This is a genomic window from Streptomyces sp. NPDC051940 (assembly GCF_040680895.1).
Lineage (GTDB): Bacteria > Actinomycetota > Actinomycetes > Streptomycetales > Streptomycetaceae > Streptomyces.
Map to the genome: position 1 here is coordinate 1 of NZ_JBFAXR010000167.1, position 15,603 is coordinate 15,603.

A 15,603-nucleotide genomic window follows, 5' to 3' on the forward strand; every position below is an offset into this window, starting at 1 on the left:
GGCTCACCGACGTGGAGGCGCTGCGCCGGTTCGTCGCGGAGCACGACATCAGCGGCGCCCACGATCTCGGCGACCGCGATGTCGCCGAGGTGCGCCCGAGCCCGCCCCCACGACACACCCAAGCCCGTCCGGCGCTTGAGGACTGAGGCGCGAAGCGCCGAATCGCGTCAGCCGACGTGAACGGCACCGTCAGGCGAGGAACCGCCCCGGCCGGAGCCTCAGGCTTCCGGCCGCAGCATCGGCGGGTTGAGCAACGTCGCACCCCCCGCATGGAACAGCTGCGCCGGACGCCCGCCCTGACGCGTCGTCGTACCCCCCGTGGGGACGAGGAACCCGGGCGTCCCGGTGACCTTGCGGTGGAAGTTGCGGGGGTCGAGGGCGACGCCCCACACCGCCTCGTAGACCCGGCGTAGCTCGCCGACCGTGAACTCCGGCGGGCAGAACGCCGTCGCCAGCGACGAGTACTCGATCTTCGACCGCGCCCGCTCCACCCCGTCCGCGAGGATGCGCGCATGGTCGAACGCGAGCGGCGGCTGCTCCGAGTCCCGGCTCAGCAGCGTCTCGACCGGCGCCCAGCGCACCCCGCTCGCGTCGCCGCCCGGCCGCGGCGCGGGCAGATCGGGAGCCAGCACCAGATGGGCCACGCTCACCACCCGCATCCGAGGGTCGCGCTTGGGATCCCCGTACGTGGCGAGCTGCTCCAGATGCGCACCCGGCACGGCCGTCGTGTCGTCCGGCAGCCGCTGCGGCTGCAGCCCCGTCTCCTCGGTCAGTTCGCGCGCGGCGGCGTCCTCGAGGTCCTCGTCGGGCCGTACGAACCCGCCGGGCAGCGCCCAGCGCCCCTGGAAGGGCGGCTCACCGCGGCGAACGGCCAGTGCGCACAGGGCGTGACGCCGCACGGTGAGCACTACGAGGTCGACGGTGACGGCGAACGGCGGGAAAGCCGACGGGTCGTAGGGTGGCATGGCGCGATCATAGTCGTCTGCCTGACGATAAACAGGCCCTTGGGTCACCCTCCCAGCTGCAATCCCTCCCCCGCCTCCTCCACCATCGCCATCCCCAGCCTGCTGACCCGTACCCCGAACGGCTCCCCCGCCACCTGCAGTCCGCTCAGCTGAACCGCCCCGAGCGGGGCCGTGCCGGCCGGCTGCACGCACACCGTCCCCGCGGGGGCGTCGGGTCTCACTCCCGCGAGGGACGCGAGCAGGTGGACGACGGCCGCTGCGGCGGTGGCGGAGGGCCGGCACGCCGTGGGGTGGGGCAGCGGCGCGCTGCCCTCGGTGCGGTGCTCGCCCGCGTACATCTCGGGCAGCCGGTTGCCGAATTCGGCCGCGGCGTCGAGGACACCGTGCAACAGGGCGGCGGCCTCCTTCTCGTACCCGGCGGCGAACAGCCCGTGCACGCCCACCGCCGTCTCGTGGACGCAGACCGCCCCCGCGCGGTGCCCGAACGGGTTGTAACCGGGCTCCTTCGCGCCCAGACTGCGCAGCCCCCAGCCGGAGTCGAGCGAGGGCGCGCCCAGCAGCCGGGCGACCTGCTCGGTCTGCACCTTGTCGAGCAGCCCCTCGGCGAGGCGCCCGCCGCTCGTCAGCCCCGGGTCGAGGAGGTGGGCGGCGGCGCTGCCGAGGGAGGCGACGGGCCGGCCGTCCGGTGTGAGCGCGGCGGCCGGGCGGCCGCCGGAGCGGTCGTCGATCCAGAACGCCTCACGCACGCGCTCGCGCAGCTCCCGCGCCCGCTCGCGCAGTTCACCGGCGCCCGGCCGGCCGAGCCCGTCGAGCAGGTCGGCGCCCAGCATGGCGGCCCGGTGGGCGTGCGCCTGGGTGTCGATCCGGTACGGGGCGTCGGGTGCGGGGTCCGGGACGAGGGGGCCGGGCCCGGCGCGCAGAAAGGCGAGGCAGCGTTCGGCGGCGGGGAGCAGCCGTTCGGTTTCGGTGTCGGGCAACCCCCACAGCCGGGCCTCGGCGAGGACGACGGGGAAGAGGAGCGTGGCCTCGGCGCCGGTGGAGCGGGGCGGCAGATGCGGACCGGAGTCGCGCAGGGCGCCGCGGATCAGCCCCAGCTCGGGTCCTGGCGCGGTCACCTGGGCGCGCGCCAGGGCCCTCAGCGTGCCGGCGGCGAGGCGGGTGCCCAGCGGGAGCAGTATGCGGGCCGCCCACAGGGCGTCGGCCGGGGCGAGTCCGCAGCGCCAGGGGGCTCCGGCGGCCGGGTACAGGTCCCCGGCGCGGTCGGGGTCCCGCAGCAGCAGGGCGTCGAGGTCGTCCAGGGCGCAGGCCAGCAGCGGCGCCACGCGGGCGTCGTCGGCGACGGCCACGACCGGCCCCCACGGCGGCTGAGGACGCACGGGCACCGCCGACGCGGCGTACCCACCGGAGGACTGGCCCCGACCCGACCCCGCGAGGTACCCGCCGACGACGGACTGGCCCGGGTCCGACGACGACGCGAATCCACCCGACAGGTGGGACCCGGAGGCATACCCACCCGGCGGATGAGCCCCAGCCCCAGCCGCAGTCCCAGACCCATACCCACCCACCGCCTGCGACCCAGCCCCATACCCACCCACCGCATGTCCCCCCGCCCCCGCCCGCGGCGCCGGAAGCCGGGTCGCCGGGGCGTCGAGCCGGGCGGCGGGCGCCGCGGAGGTGAAGGCGATCCGCAGCTCGACGGTCCGGTCCTCACCCGGGAGGAGGTCGAACTCCCAGCGCAACACCCCGGCCGAGGCCAGCACGGTGCCCGGCGGCGGCCAGGCGGTCACCGCGGCGCTGGCGCCCCGGGTGCTCCAGCGCAGCCCGTTCTCGTGCACGGCTGCCTGCAGGGCGGGCCCCGGCGAACCCGTCGCGATGGCACCGAGTTCGGCGAGGTCGGTGCCCAGCTCCAGTTCGACCGGGAGACGCAGGGGACGGGCCGCACGGCTGCGCAGGGCGATCCGCTCGACACCCGCGGCGTGCCGCAGACGTTCGACGATGACGACCGGATCGGGCCCGTGCCCGGCCGCGGTGCGCACGGTGCCGACGAACCGGGCCTGGGCCGCCCCGGTCATCCGCCCCTGCACGGCGACGGGCTCCGCGCCCGCCACGCTCAGCCGCATCCGCGACAGCAGGCGCCGTCCCCCGTGGTAGAAGCCCTCCAGCCCCTGCCCTCCCAGCTGTCCGTGCGGCTCGGACACGGCGAGCGCGGGCATCGCCACGCACAGCAGCGCGGAGTGGACACAGGGCAGTTCGGCGAACGCGCCGCCCCCTCGGGAACCCGGTGGCTGAGGGGCCTGGGCCTTGCCGCCTTGCACTGCTGTACTCCCTTCCGGTGCCGAGCGCCGGGAACGGTCCGGTCCCGCGTCGGCCGCGCGCCAACGCGGCGAAGCAGCACCGCCCGCCGCCCGAAACACCCACGCCCGCCGGAGCGCGCCCGTCCAGCGGAGCGGCCCCACACAACGGAGCGGCCCCACACAACGGACCGCCCGCGCCCCCGCCAGGAGCCGCACCGACGATCCACGCCACCGGCCGCCCCGGCGCGCCCGCGGCCGAAGACGACCGCACCCTGGTGAACGCGCGGCCACGGCAGCGGTCACGGGGTCGGCCTGCTGTCGGGCGTGCAGTTGTCGCCGCGCCGGCGTGTCCGCGACCGCTCTCCCGGCCTGCGTCCGCCCTCCGGACGCGTACGACGGACCTGGCCCCGCAGCCGGGCCGTCCGGTGCCTGCGGCGCAGGGAGCGCCGCAACGGCTCCGGATCCAGGCCCTCGTTGACGGCCTGGTGCAGCAGGCTCGCGAACGTGTAGGCGGGATCCAGGTGCAGCGCCTTCGAGAAGGCCACCCGGGCCGCCGTGTCGTCCCCGCTCGACCAGGCCACCCAGCCCGCGAGGGTCAGCGGAGCCGTGGCGTGCTCGCGGTAGGGGCCCACGCAGCGCCGGGCGAGGGCCCGCCACAGGCGCAGCGCCGGTGCGGCGTCCCGGCCCTCCATCCACTCCGCCGCCCGGTCGCGCGTGGCCCGGTCCTGCAGCCCGATGATCAGCGACGCGGCCTCGTCGTCGGCGATCAGCGCGTCGTCGTGGGCATCCCCGGCCGCGTCGGCACCGCGTCCCGGAGGGTCGGCGGCCAGCCGCGACAGCACCCGGGCGGCGAGGGTGAGGATCTCGCGCCGGACGGCCCTGCGCTCCGCCGCGGCGCTCCGCCGCACCGGCCCGCCGCCGTCGGCTGGGTGGTGAGCGGCGTCGGACCGATCCGCACCGGAGTCCCCCACCACCGGCGCACCGGAGACCACCGGCACCCCGCCCAGGATCCGCGGCACCAGCGCCGCGCCCGCCGCGTCGAGGGCCTGCGTCTGCGGATCCGCGGGGAGTTCGGCACGCGGCGTCAGCCGGGCCTCCATCTCCCGCAGCGACCCGCGCACCTGGATCCCCGCGTAGGTCGCCGCGGCGGCCATCGCCGACGTACCGGGCTCGGCGAGGGCCGTCCCCTCGCCCGGGCAGCAGGCGCTGTCGGGGCACAGGTACGACCAGTAGCGGCCGGCGGAGAGGCACAGGGCCTCGACCACCGGTACGTCGAAGCGCCCGCAGGCGACGCGGAGCCGCTGGGCGAGCGGTCGCAGCCGCTCCATCACGTCGCCCGGGGACTCGTCACCGGCGGGGTCCTGGCAGAGGAAGACGATGATGCCCGTCAGCTCGGCGCCCCGCTTGAGACTGCCCTCGACGAGGCACTCGGCGAGCTGGTGCGCGACGTCCGTCCACTCGTCCCGCGCCGCGGGGATACCCAGGCGCAGGCGCCCGCCGAAGGTGCCCCGCTCCCCTTTGAGGGCGACCATCACGACGCTGTCCGTCGGATGGAACCCCATGAGATACGGCAGGGCGTCGGCAAGCTCCGCCGGAGTGCGGAGCGTGATCTGCATGTCACTGTGCGAAGTCATGCCAACGACGGTCCCGCACGGGACCGCCGTTCGCATCACCCTGTGGATAACCCCGCGTAACCCCAGGTGGCGAGAGGGTCACGCGGCTCCCGAAGTCACCCCCGCACCATGCACGGCCGCTTCGGATCGAAGCTCCAACCGGGGATCAGGTGCCGCATCGCCTCCGCGTCGTCGCGCGCCCCCAGCGCCTCGCTGAGGTAGAGCTCGTGCGCCGCCTGGAGCCGGTCGCGGTCCAGGGTGATGCCGAGGCCGGGGGCGTCGGTGACGGCGATCTCGCCGCCCTCGATCCGGGGCGGGGAGACGGTGAGCTGCTCCAGCCCCTCCTGCCAGATCCAGTGGGTGTCCAGGGCGTTGTACTCGCCGGGGGCCGCGGCGCCGACGTGCGCGACCATCGCCAGCGAGATATCGAAGTGGTTGTTGGAGTGGCAGCCCCACGTCAGGCCCATGGCGTTGCACAGCTGGGCCACGCGCACCGACCCCTGCATGGTCCAGAAGTGCGGGTCGGCCAGCGGAATCGACACCGACTGCAGCGCGAGCGCGTGCGTCATCTGCCGCCAGTCCGTCGCGATCATGTTGGTGGCGGTGGGCAGCCCGGTGGCGCGGCGGAACTCGGCGAGCACCTCGCGTCCCGAGTAGCCGTCCTCCGCGCCGCACGGGTCCTCGGCGTACGCGAGGGTGCCGACCAGCGGGCGGCACAGTTCGATCGCCTCGGCCAGCGACCAGGCGCCGTTGGGGTCGAGGGTGATGCGCGCGTCGGGGAAGCGCTCCTTGAGCGCGCGGATCGCCTCGACCTCCTCGCGGCCCTCGAGTACGCCGCCCTTGAGCTTGAAGTCCTGGAAGCCGTAGCGGCGTTCCGCGGCCTCGGCGAGGCGGACGATGGCCTCGGGGGTGAGGGCCTCCTCGTGCCGCAGCCGGTGCCAGTCGTCCTCGGCGTCGGGTTCGCGGACGTACGGCAGGGGGGTGCGGTCGGGGTCGCCGACGTAGAAGAGGTAGCCGAGGACGCGTACGGAGTCGCGCTGCTTTCCGTCGCCCAGCAGGGCCGCGACGGGTACGCCCAGGTGCTGGCCGAGGAGGTCGAGCAGCGCGGACTCGACGGCGGTGACGGCGTGCACGGTGGTGCGCAGGTCGAAGGTCTGGGCGCCGCGGCCGCCCGCGTCGCGGTCCCCGAAGCGGGTGCCGATCTCCCGCAGGATCCGCTTGTAGTCGGCGACGGGCGCGCCGAGTACGAGCGGTTCCGCGTCCTTGAGGGTCTGGGTGATGGCCGCCCCGCCGGGTACCTCGCCGAGTCCCGTACGTCCCTCGGAGTCCTCGAGGACCACGATGTTGCGGGTGAAGTACGGGCCGTGGGCGCCGGAGAGGTTCAGCTCCATGCAGTCGCGGCCGGCGACCGGATAGACGGTGTACGAGACGATGGTGGGGCGGCTCATGGCTTACGGCTCCTTCAGTCTGTTTCGGATCGGCTGCCGGTTGCGGATCAGATGCCGGCGGCGTTCAGCGCGAGGACTCCCGCAAGGCCGAGGACGGACAGCACGGTGGTGTACGTGGTGCGGACCTTGATGGCCTCCATGACCGACAGGTTGAAGTACTCCTTGAACATCCAGAACCCGGGGTCGTTGACGTGGCTGAAGGCGATCGAGCCGCAGGACACGGCGAGCACCATCAGCTCCGGTGACGTCCCGCCACCGTGCAGCAGCGGCGCGGCCACGCCGGCGGCGGTGACCACGGCGACGGTGGCGGAGCCGAGGGCGATGCGCAGGATGACGGCGATGAGCCAGGCCAGCAGGAGCGGGGAGATGTCCCAGCCGGAGGTGAAGTCCTTGATGTAGTCGGAGATGCCGCCGTCGACGAGCACCTGCTTGAAGGCGCCGCCGGCGCCGATGACCAGCAGGATCATCGACATGGCCTTGGCCGCGGAGCTGCAGGACTCGGCGACCTCGGAGAGGCTGCGGCCGATGCGCGGGCCGAACGCCCAGACCGCGATGAGCAACGTCGACAGCAGCGCGAAGGGCGCGGAGCCGAGGAAGGCGACGACGTGGAACGTCTGGTTCTCCTCGGGCGCGACCATCTCGTAGACGGCGCCGCCGGCCAGCAGCACGACGGGGAACAGCGCGACGGAGAGCGACCAGCCGAGACCGGGCAGCTCGTCCTTGTCGAACTGCTTGTCGGAGACCAGTCCGGTGGGGATCGAGGGGTTGAGCCCGCGTACGAAGGCCAGGCGCGGCCACACGAGCGCGATGGCGGCGGCGAACGGGATGGCGAAGATCAGTCCGTACGCGAGGGTCTTGCCCATGGAGGCGTCGAAGGTGCCGACGACGGCGGCAGGGCCGGGGTGCGGGGGCAGGAAGCTGTGCATCGTCGACAGGGTGATGGACATCGGCAGTCCGACCCACAGCAGCGGCGTGCCCGTACGGCGTACGAGGGTGAAGGCCACCGGCACGATGATGATGAAGGCGACCTCGTAGAACATGGTCACGCCGATGATCAGCGAGGTGACGACCATGGCGACCTGCACGAAGCGCTCGCCGAACTTCTCGATCATGGTGTCGGCGATCCGCTGGGCAGCGCCGGAGTCGCCCATGATGCGGCCGATCATGGCGCCCAGTCCGATGGTCATCACCGAGTCGCCGAGCTGTCCGCCGATGCCCTCGCCGAGGACGTCGGGTATCTCGGCGACCGGGACCCCTCTGACGAGGGCGACGCCTATGGCGACGACGAGCAGGGCGATGAAGCCGTTCAGCCGGAACCTCGTCATCAGGACGAGCAGGACCAGAACGCTTATTCCGACCACTATCAGGGGCATGGCGGTCCGTTTCCTCTTTGAAACCGGGTGGCGCTACGACGGCGCGAAGGGCCGTCGGGAAGCGGGACAGGAGGGACGCGAGTGACTTCCGCGACGCTGGGGACTGACGCTAAGCGTCCGATCGATGCCGGTCCATAACGAAATTTGAATCAACTGATGCGTGAATTGGATCGGAACGTCGCGGGAGCACCCAGCTATGTCGCGGGAGCACCCAGCCAAGTCGCGGCAGCGCGGGCTATACCGCCCCGGCCCCCGGTCTCAGCACCCACCCGTCCCCGATCCGCGCGAGGAACTGCCGCAGCGCCGGGTTGGTGTTGCCGCGGCGCCACGCCAGGCTCAGCTCCACCGGTTCCGGGTCGGACAGCTCCACGGGCCGGAAGACCACCGCGGGGTAGCGCAGCTGGGCCGCCGCCTCCGGCACCAGCGCCACCCCCCAGCCGCCGCCGACCAGCGCCAGGATGCTGTGCACCTGGCTGAGGTACTGGGTGAGTACGGGCGTGATGCGCGCCGCGCGGAAGATGCTGATCACGAGGTCGTGGAAGTAGCGGGCCTCCACCGGCGAGTACATGATCATCGGCTGGCCGTCGAGCGCGCTGACGGGCATCGGCCCCGTCTCCGCGGCCAGCGGATGGGCGGCGGGCAGCGCCGCGATGAGCGGTTCGCGCAGGGCGGGCCGGGAGGCCAGGCCCTCGGTCGTCACGGGGGGCCGGACCAGCCCGAGGTCGAGGCCGCCCTCCTTCAGCTGCTCGACCTGGTCCCGCGTCACCAGCTCCGTCAGCGTCACCTCCACGTCGGGCAGCGCCGCACGGGTCAGCTCCAGCAGCGGCCCGAGCGCGGCGTAGGCGCTGGCGGCCGTGAAGCCGACGGCGAGGTTGCCGGCCTCGCCCGCGGCGACCCGGCGTGCGGCCAGCGCGGCGGTGTCGGCCTGTTTGAGCAGGCGCCGCGCCTCGACGAGGAAGGCCCGCCCCGCGGGGGTCAGGGACACCGAGCGCTTGGAGCGGTCGAAGAGGCGGACCTGGAGGCAGTTCTCCAGCAGCTGGATCTGCCGGCTGAGCGGGGGCTGTGTCATGCGCAGCCGCTCTGCGGCGCGGCCGAAGTGCAGTTCCTCGGCGACGGCGACGAATCCGGTGAGCTGGGCGAGCGTGAACATGATGCCTTCTCGGTATCAGTGCATCCAACTTTGGTGTTGGACGTGTATCGGTCCGGATCCTAACGTCGGAGTGCGCGCCCGAGCGCTGTCGTATGAGGAGTCCCACACCATGAACTCGCCCGCAGAGGTCGCCCGGAAGCTGGGTTCCGGGCTGCTGTCCTTCCCCGTCACCCACTTCCGCGACGACCTGTCGTTCGACGAGGCCGCCTACCGGGAGAACCTGGCCTGGCTCGCCCGGTACCCGGTCGCGGGTCTGTTCGCGGCCGGCGGCACCGGGGAGTTCTTCTCCCTCACCGCCGACGAGACCGACACGGTGGTACGGGCCGCGCTGGCCGAGGCGCCCGCCGGCACCCCGATCATCGCGCCGGCGGGGCGCGGCACCGCGGAGGCCGTCGAGGCGGCCCGCCGTGCGGAGCGCGCCGGTGCCCACGGTCTGCTGCTGTTCCCGCCGTATCTCACCGAGACCTCGCAGGACGGGCTGGCGGCGCACGTGCGCGCGGTGTGCGCCGCGACGGACCTCGGCGTGATCGTCTACAGCCGGGCCAACGCGGTCTACCAGCCGGAGACGGTGGCGTCGCTCGCCGACAGCTGCCCCAACCTGGTCGGCTACAAGGACGGCGTCGGCGACATCGAGCTGATGACCCGCGTCCACACGCTGCTCGGCGACCGTCTCACGTACATCGGCGGCCTGCCGACGGCGGAGACGTTCGCGCTGCCGTATCTGGAGATGGGCGTCACGACGTACTCCTCGGCGCTCTTCAACTTCCTGCCCCAGTACGCGCTGGACTTCTACGACGCGGTACGCGCGCACGACCGCGCCGAGGTGGCGCGGCGCCTGGCGGAGTTCGTGCTGCCGTACTGCGACATCCGGCGGCGCAAGGGTGGCTACGCGGTCGCGATCGTCAAGGCCGGCATGCGGGCGGTCGGCCGCTCCGCGGGGCCCGTACGCCCGCCGCTGACCGACCTCACCGAGGCGGACTACGCGGAGCTGGCCGCGCTGGTCGAGAAGGTGCGCGGATGAGCGCCGCCGAAGCGGCCGCCGCAGCCGCCGGGGCCGCGGCCGCCTTCCCCGGCTACCGGGCCACCTCCCCCGCCGCCCGCGCCGCCTTCCTGGAGTCCGTCGCCGACCGCATCGACGCCCTCGGCGACGCGCTGCCCGAGCAAGCCCGCGCCGAGACCGGTCTGCCCCTCGCGCGGCTGCGGGGCGAGCAGGCCCGTACCACCGGCCAGCTGCGGCTGTTCGCGGCCGTGCTGCGCGACGGCGAGTGGCAGGGCGTACGGATCGAGCCGGCGCTGCCCGACCGCAAGCCGCTGCCGCGTCCCGACCTGCGCCAGCGCCGCGTGCCGCTCGGCCCGGTCGCCGTCTTCGCGGCGAGCAACTTCCCGCTGGCCTTCTCCACCGCCGGCGGCGACACCGCCTCGGCGCTGGCCGCCGGCTGCCCCGTCGTACTGAAGGCGCACCCGGAGCACCCGGCGACCTCCGACCTCGTGGCCGGTGCGATACGGGAGGCAGTGGCCGAACACGGCCTGCCGGAGGGCACCTTCACCCACGTGCACGGCGGGCACGAGACGGGCACCGCGCTGGTCGCCGATCCCCGGATCCGCGCCGTCGGCTTCACGGGCTCGCGCGCCGGCGGCCTCGCGCTCGCCGGTGTGGCTGCGGCCCGCCCGGTGCCGATCCCGGTGTACGCGGAGATGTCGAGCGTCAACCCCGTCTTCCTGCTTCCCGGCGCGCTGCGCGCGGACGCGGAGCGGCTCGGGCGCGAGTTCGCCGCCTCGCTGACCGGCAGCGCCGGCCAGTTGTGCACCAACCCCGGACTGGTGTTCGCCGTGGACGGGGACGGCTTCGAGGAGTTCCTCGGAACGGCTGCCCGCGAGATCGCCGCCACCGAACCGCAGCGGATGCTCTCCCCCGGCATCCACCGCGGCTACCGCGACGGCGTGGACCGCCTGGCGAAGCTGCCCGGCGCCACCCGTGCGGCGAGCGGCAAGGACGACGACAGCGTGGAGCTGCCGGGCCGCGCCGAGCTGTTCACCGTGGACGACACGGACTTCCTCGCCGAACCCGCCTTCCAGGACGAGGTCTTCGGCGCCACCTCGCTCGTCGTACGCGTCCGCCCGGGCGCCGAGGGCGTCGCCGCCCGGCTGCGGGACATCACCGCCGCCCTGGAGGGCCAGCTCACGGCGACCGTCCACGGCACCGACGACGACCTCGGGACCGCCGCCGCCCTGCTCCCCGACCTGGAGCTGCTCGCCGGCCGCGTGGTCTGGGGCGGCTGGCCCACCGGGGTCGACGTGGGGCACGCGATGGTGCACGGTGGCCCCTTCCCGGCGACCACGGCACCCGCCACCACGTCCGTGGGCAGCAGGGCCATCGAACGGTTCCTGCGCCCCGTCGCGTACCAGAACGTCCCCCAGCAGCTGCTTCCCGAAGAGGTGAGGAACGTATGACATCCCCCGTGACCGCTCCCGCTCCCCTCAGCGCCCCCGCGTCCGGCGACGGCATCGCGAACGTCGAGCTGTCGTCCGTACGCCTGCCGCTGGCCGTCCCGGTCAGCGACGCGAAGGTGCTCACCGGACGGCAGAAGCCGATGACGGAGGTCGCGTTCCTCTTCGCGGAGATCACCACCGAGCAGGGCCACGAGGGTGTCGGCTTCTCGTACTCCAAGCGGGCCGGCGGGCCGGCGCAGTTCGCGCACGCGGCCGAGGTGGCCCCGCTGCTGATCGGCGAGGACCCCAGCGACATCGGGAAGATCTGGACGAAGCTGGTGTGGGGCGGCGCGTCCGTCGGCCGCAGCGGACTGGCCACGCAGGCGATCGCCGCGATCGACGTCGCCCTGTGGGACCTGAAGGCCAGGCGCGCCGGGCTGCCGCTGGCCAAGCTGCTGGGCGCCCACCGCGACTCGGTGCGCTGCTACAACACCTCGGGCGGCTTCCTGCACGCTCCGCTGGAGCAGGTCCTGGACAACGCCACCGCCTCCGTCGAGCAGGGCATCGGCGGTATCAAGATCAAGGTGGGCCAGCCGGACACCGCGGAAGACCTGCGGCGCGTGACCGCCGTCCGCGAGCACCTCGGCGACGGCGTGCCGCTCATGGTGGACGCCAACCAGCAGTGGGACCGCGCCACCGCGCTGCGGGTCGGCCGGGCGCTGGAGCGCTTCGACCTGACCTGGATCGAGGAGCCGCTGGACGCGTACGACGCCGAGGGCCACGCGGCGCTGGCGGCCGCCCTCGACACGCCCGTCGCCAGCGGCGAGATGCTGGCAAGCGTCGCCGAGCACGCGGAGCTGATCCGGCACCGGTCGGTGGACATCATCCAGCCCGACGCGCCCCGGGTCGGCGGCATCACCCAGTTCCTGAAGCTGGCCGCCCTCGCCGAGCACCACGGGCTGGACCTGGCGCCGCACTTCGCGATGGAGATCCACCTCCACCTGGCGGCGGCGTACCCGATCGAGCCGTGGGTGGAGCACTTCGACTGGCTCGACCCGCTGTTCAACGAGCGCCTCGAGATCCGCGACGGCCGGATGCTCGTACCGCAGCGGCCGGGGCTGGGCATCACGCTCAGCGACCAGTGCCGGGCGTGGACGGTGGACAAGGCGGCCTTCGCCGGCTGACGCGATGGACGCCGCTGGTCCTCAGCCCGCCTGGGCGAGGACCAGCGGCAGTACGGCGTCCGCTCCCGCCTCGCGCAGCAGCCGTGCCGCTACGGCGAGGGTCCAGCCGCTGTCGGTGTAGTCGTCGACGAGCAGGACCGGCCCGGGGTTGGCGGCCAGCGCGGCGGCGAGGTCGTCGGGCACGGCGAACGACGCCGCCAGGGCGTGCAGCCGCTGGGCGGAGTTGCTGCGGTGCGCGGGGTGGTCGCCGGCCTGCGGGGTGTACGCCAGGGTGCCGAGCAGTGGCAGCCGCCCGATCCGGGCCAGGCCGTCCGCCAGGGAAGTGACCAGCTGCGGGCGGGTGCGCGAGGGCATGGCGACGATCCCCACCGGGCGTGCCGCCGCGCCGGTGGCCCAGCCGCCCGGGGAGCGGGCCCAGTCGGCGACCACGGTCACGACCGCGGCCAGCACGTCGTCCGGGACGGGACCGTCCGCCGCCTGCGGGGCGACGAGGGGGCGTACCCGGTTGCCCCAGCCGATGTCCGAGAGCCTGCCGAGCGCGCGGCCGGTGGCCGCCTGCCGGCCGACGGGGATGCGGCCCTTGAGGTCGAGTCCGACCGCCGCCATACCGGTGGGCCACATGCGGCGCGGTTCGATCTCGACGCCGGGGCGGTCCAGTTCGCCCTTGGCCGCCGCGAGGGCGCCCGGGGAGACCGCGGGGTCGTACCAGGGGCCGGCGCAGTTGTCGCAGCGCCCGCAGGGGGCGGCCTTGTCGTCGTCGAGCTGGCGCTGCAGGTACTCCATGCGGCAGCCGGTCGTCGCGACGTAGTCCCGCATCGCCTGCTGCTCGGCCTCACGCTGCCGGGCCACCCAGGCGTAGCGCTCCGCGTCGTACGCCCACGGCCGGCCGGTCGCCGTCCAGCCGCCCTTGACGCGCCGGACGGCCCCGTCCACGTCCAGGACCTTCAGCATCGTCTCCAGCCGCGAGCGCCGCAGCTCCACCAGCGGCTCCAGCGCCGGCAGCGAGAGCGGGCGCCCCGCCTGCTCCAGTACGGCCAGGGTGCGCCGGACCTGCTCCTCGGGCGGGAAGCCCACCGAGGCGAAGTACGCCCAGATCGCCTCGTCCTCCCGGCCCGGCAGCAGCAGGACGTCGGCGTGGTCGACGCCGCGGCCGGCGCGTCCCACCTGCTGGTAGTAGGCGATCGGGGACGAGGGCGAGCCCAGGTGCACCACGAAGCCGAGGTCCGGTTTGTCGAAGCCCATCCCCAGCGCCGACGTGGCCACCAGCGCCTTGACCCGGTTGGCCAGGAGGTCCTCCTCGGCCTGCAGCCGGTCGGCGTTCTCCGTCCTGCCGGTGTAGGAGGCCACCGCGTGGCCCTGCTGGCGCAGGAACGCCGCGACCTCCTCGGCGGCGGCCACCGTCAGGGTGTAGATGATCCCCGAACCCGGCAGCTCCGCCAGCCGCTCCCCCAGCCAGGCCAGCCGGTACGCGGCGTCCGGCAGCGGAAGCACGCCCAGCCGCAGGCTCTCGCGGTCCAGAGGGCCGCGCAGCACGAGCGTGTCGCCGCCGCCCGTGCCGAGCTGTTCGGCCACGTCGGCGGTGACGCGGGCGTTCGCGGTGGCCGTCGTCGCGAGTACGGGCACGCCGGGCGGCAGCTCGGCCAGCAGGGTGCGCAGCCGGCGGTAGTCGGGGCGGAAGTCGTGCCCCCAGTCGGAGATGCAGTGCGCCTCGTCCACCACCAGCAGGCCGGTCGTGGCGGCGAGTTTGGGCAGCACCTGGTCGCGGAAGTCCACGGAGTTCAGCCGCTCGGGGCTGACCAGCAGGACGTCGGTCTCCCCGCGCTCGACCTCCTCCTGGACGGCGCCCCATTCCTCGGGGTTGGCCGAGTTGATGGTGCGCGCCCGGATCCCGGCGCGAGCCGCCGCCTCCACCTGGTTGCGCATGAGGGCCAGCAGGGGCGAGACGATCACGGTCGGACCGGCGCCGCGCCGGCGCAGCAGCGCGGTGGCGACGAAGTACACCGCGGACTTGCCCCAGCCGGTGCGCTGCACCACCAGGGCCCGCCGGTGGTCCGCGACCAGCGCCGACACCGCCGTCCACTGGTCGTCGCGCAGGCGTGCGCGCCCCTGGGGGTCGCCGACGAGCCCGGCGAGGATGGCGTCCGCCTCGGCGCGCAGTTCCGAATCGTGCATGACCCCATGCAACCCGATGGCACCGACAATCGGCGAATCCACCCGGCGCGGCAGGGGTCCCCGGTCGCCGCGAGCGGCCTCATGCGGCGACCGGGGACGGCCGCACACCGAGCCGTACAAGATCCCGGGGCGGGCGCGGACAAGGTCCGGTCCAAGGGAGTTATCCGGCGCACCCCCAGAAACCGCCCGCTCCGCACAATTGGCGATTGCCGCAGGCCAGTCTGCCGGGAAGAATGGAACCGCTCCCTAAGCCGGCCCTCGCCCAGGGCTCACGCACCCCTGCCCGCAGCCGTCCGGCGTGGGCGCGCAGACGAAGGGAGGAGTGCAGTTGGCCTTCGGCTCCGCCCCGAGCCCCGCCCCGTCCGGCCGCATTCTCGAGCCCCCGGAGTGGGCCGACGCCGGAATCCCCCTGCTGCGCAGCCCGCGCGAGGTCGTCAGCGGTCTGCACACGCGCCACGAACCCGTCCCCGACACCGCGATCGTCGCCGTCCTCGATCCCGAGGAACGGCTCCTCGCCAGCGCCTCCTTCAGCCCTTCCGGATCCGCGCGCAGGACCGGCCGCGGCATGGGCGGCGTACTGGCCGACGGCTGGCAGCGCCGCAACGCGCTGCTGGCGCATCTGCGCCGCGTCATCCCGCACGATCTGCGCCGCCGCACGCCGGTGCGCACGGCGGTGCTGCTGTACTGCCGTGAGGGCGGCGCGGGTTGGACGGAGGACGACGGCGCCTGGATGTGGGGCCTGCGCGACGCGTGCACGCTGCACGGCCTGCGCTGCGGCGCGTACATCACGCTGACGCCCGAGGGCTGGCATGTGCTGGGCGAGGGCCGCAGCGGCCGCAGTCCGCACGCGCCCGAGGCCCCGGAGCAGGCCGAGGCGCCGCTGAGCCTTCTGCAGAAGGCAGGCGGCGGCTTCCCGGCTCCGCTGCGCCGGGCCGCGGCCCGCTGACCGGCCCCGCCGGGCGCCGCGTCAGGCG

The 15,603-nt window shown here is 74.1% G+C and carries 11 protein-coding genes; 4 read left to right on the forward strand and 7 right to left on the reverse strand.

Annotated features, from left to right (window positions below):
* Positions 1-218: 218 nt before the first annotated feature.
* The 6 genes from AB0M28_RS36435 to AB0M28_RS36460 form a co-directional block, all read right to left on the reverse strand.
* Positions 219-965 carry an NUDIX domain-containing protein gene (locus AB0M28_RS36435; RefSeq protein ID WP_365414432.1) on the reverse strand — a complete coding sequence of 249 codons (747 nt, stop codon included), beginning with the start codon at positions 963-965 and terminating at the stop codon, positions 219-221.
* 44 nt (positions 966-1,009) lie between these two features.
* On the reverse strand, positions 1,010-3,178 hold the full coding sequence (locus tag AB0M28_RS36440; protein WP_365414450.1) for a glycogen debranching N-terminal domain-containing protein: 2,169 nt from the start codon (positions 3,176-3,178) through the stop codon (positions 1,010-1,012).
* 380 nt (positions 3,179-3,558) lie between these two features.
* Positions 3,559-4,893: a DUF4192 domain-containing protein gene (locus AB0M28_RS36445; protein WP_365414433.1), complete on the reverse strand. Its 1,335-nt coding sequence runs from the start codon at positions 4,891-4,893 to the stop codon at positions 3,559-3,561.
* Between the two features lie 95 nt (positions 4,894-4,988).
* Positions 4,989-6,320: an enolase C-terminal domain-like protein gene (locus AB0M28_RS36450; RefSeq protein WP_365414434.1), complete on the reverse strand. Its 1,332-nt coding sequence runs from the start codon at positions 6,318-6,320 to the stop codon at positions 4,989-4,991.
* A 47-nt stretch (positions 6,321-6,367) separates the two neighbouring features.
* Entirely contained in the window at positions 6,368-7,693 is a 1,326-nt protein-coding gene (locus tag AB0M28_RS36455) for a gluconate:H+ symporter (protein ID WP_365414436.1), read from the reverse strand.
* Positions 7,694-7,928: 235 nt separating this feature from the next.
* The gene (locus AB0M28_RS36460) at positions 7,929-8,843 is read right to left on the reverse strand and encodes a LysR family transcriptional regulator (protein WP_365414438.1); all 915 of its coding nucleotides are present in this window, start codon (positions 8,841-8,843) and stop codon (positions 7,929-7,931) included.
* 109 nt (positions 8,844-8,952) lie between these two features.
* Between AB0M28_RS36460 and kdgD the strand changes: the two genes are divergently transcribed.
* Genes kdgD through AB0M28_RS36475 form a run of 3 tightly spaced genes read left to right on the forward strand, consistent with a single transcriptional unit; the run spans position 8,953 to position 12,457 of the window.
* Complete coding sequence (gene kdgD, locus AB0M28_RS36465) at positions 8,953-9,864, forward strand: 5-dehydro-4-deoxyglucarate dehydratase (RefSeq protein WP_365414440.1); 912 nt, start codon at positions 8,953-8,955, stop codon at positions 9,862-9,864.
* Positions 9,861-11,294 (forward strand): aldehyde dehydrogenase (NADP(+)), encoded by a 1,434-nt coding sequence (locus tag AB0M28_RS36470; RefSeq protein WP_365414442.1) that lies wholly within the window; start codon positions 9,861-9,863, stop codon positions 11,292-11,294. The genes kdgD and AB0M28_RS36470 overlap by 4 nt, the downstream gene beginning before the upstream one ends.
* A complete protein-coding gene (locus tag AB0M28_RS36475; protein WP_365414444.1) occupies positions 11,291-12,457 on the forward strand; it encodes a mandelate racemase/muconate lactonizing enzyme family protein in 1,167 nt (388 codons plus the stop codon). The genes AB0M28_RS36470 and AB0M28_RS36475 overlap by 4 nt, the downstream gene beginning before the upstream one ends.
* Positions 12,458-12,478: 21 nt before the next feature.
* Here AB0M28_RS36475 and AB0M28_RS36480 read toward each other — a convergent pair whose 3' ends face one another.
* Positions 12,479-14,629 carry a DEAD/DEAH box helicase gene (locus AB0M28_RS36480; RefSeq protein ID WP_365414446.1) on the reverse strand — a complete coding sequence of 717 codons (2,151 nt, stop codon included), beginning with the start codon at positions 14,627-14,629 and terminating at the stop codon, positions 12,479-12,481.
* A gap of 328 nt (positions 14,630-14,957) precedes the next feature.
* Between AB0M28_RS36480 and AB0M28_RS36485 the strand changes: the two genes are divergently transcribed.
* Positions 14,958-15,575 (forward strand): hypothetical protein, encoded by a 618-nt coding sequence (locus AB0M28_RS36485; protein WP_365414448.1) that lies wholly within the window; start codon positions 14,958-14,960, stop codon positions 15,573-15,575.
* Positions 15,576-15,603 lie beyond the last annotated feature (28 nt).

Bases quoted from the DNA above. Each gene is read 5' to 3' on its own strand.
- AB0M28_RS36435 (WP_365414432.1), bottom strand. From the start codon at position 965: ATGCCACCCTACGACCCGTCGGCTTTCCCGCCGTTCGCCGTCACCGTC.
- AB0M28_RS36440 (WP_365414450.1), bottom strand. From the start codon at position 3,178: ATGCCCGCGCTCGCCGTGTCCGAGCCGCACGGACAGCTGGGAGGGCAG.
- AB0M28_RS36445 (WP_365414433.1), bottom strand. From the start codon at position 4,893: ATGACTTCGCACAGTGACATGCAGATCACGCTCCGCACTCCGGCGGAG.
- AB0M28_RS36450 (WP_365414434.1), bottom strand. From the start codon at position 6,320: ATGAGCCGCCCCACCATCGTCTCGTACACCGTCTATCCGGTCGCCGGC.
- AB0M28_RS36455 (WP_365414436.1), bottom strand. From the start codon at position 7,693: ATGCCCCTGATAGTGGTCGGAATAAGCGTTCTGGTCCTGCTCGTCCTG.
- AB0M28_RS36460 (WP_365414438.1), bottom strand. From the start codon at position 8,843: ATGTTCACGCTCGCCCAGCTCACCGGATTCGTCGCCGTCGCCGAGGAA.
- kdgD (WP_365414440.1), top strand. From the start codon at position 8,953: ATGAACTCGCCCGCAGAGGTCGCCCGGAAGCTGGGTTCCGGGCTGCTG.
- AB0M28_RS36470 (WP_365414442.1), top strand. From the start codon at position 9,861: ATGAGCGCCGCCGAAGCGGCCGCCGCAGCCGCCGGGGCCGCGGCCGCC.
- AB0M28_RS36475 (WP_365414444.1), top strand. From the start codon at position 11,291: ATGACATCCCCCGTGACCGCTCCCGCTCCCCTCAGCGCCCCCGCGTCC.
- AB0M28_RS36480 (WP_365414446.1), bottom strand. From the start codon at position 14,629: ATGCACGATTCGGAACTGCGCGCCGAGGCGGACGCCATCCTCGCCGGG.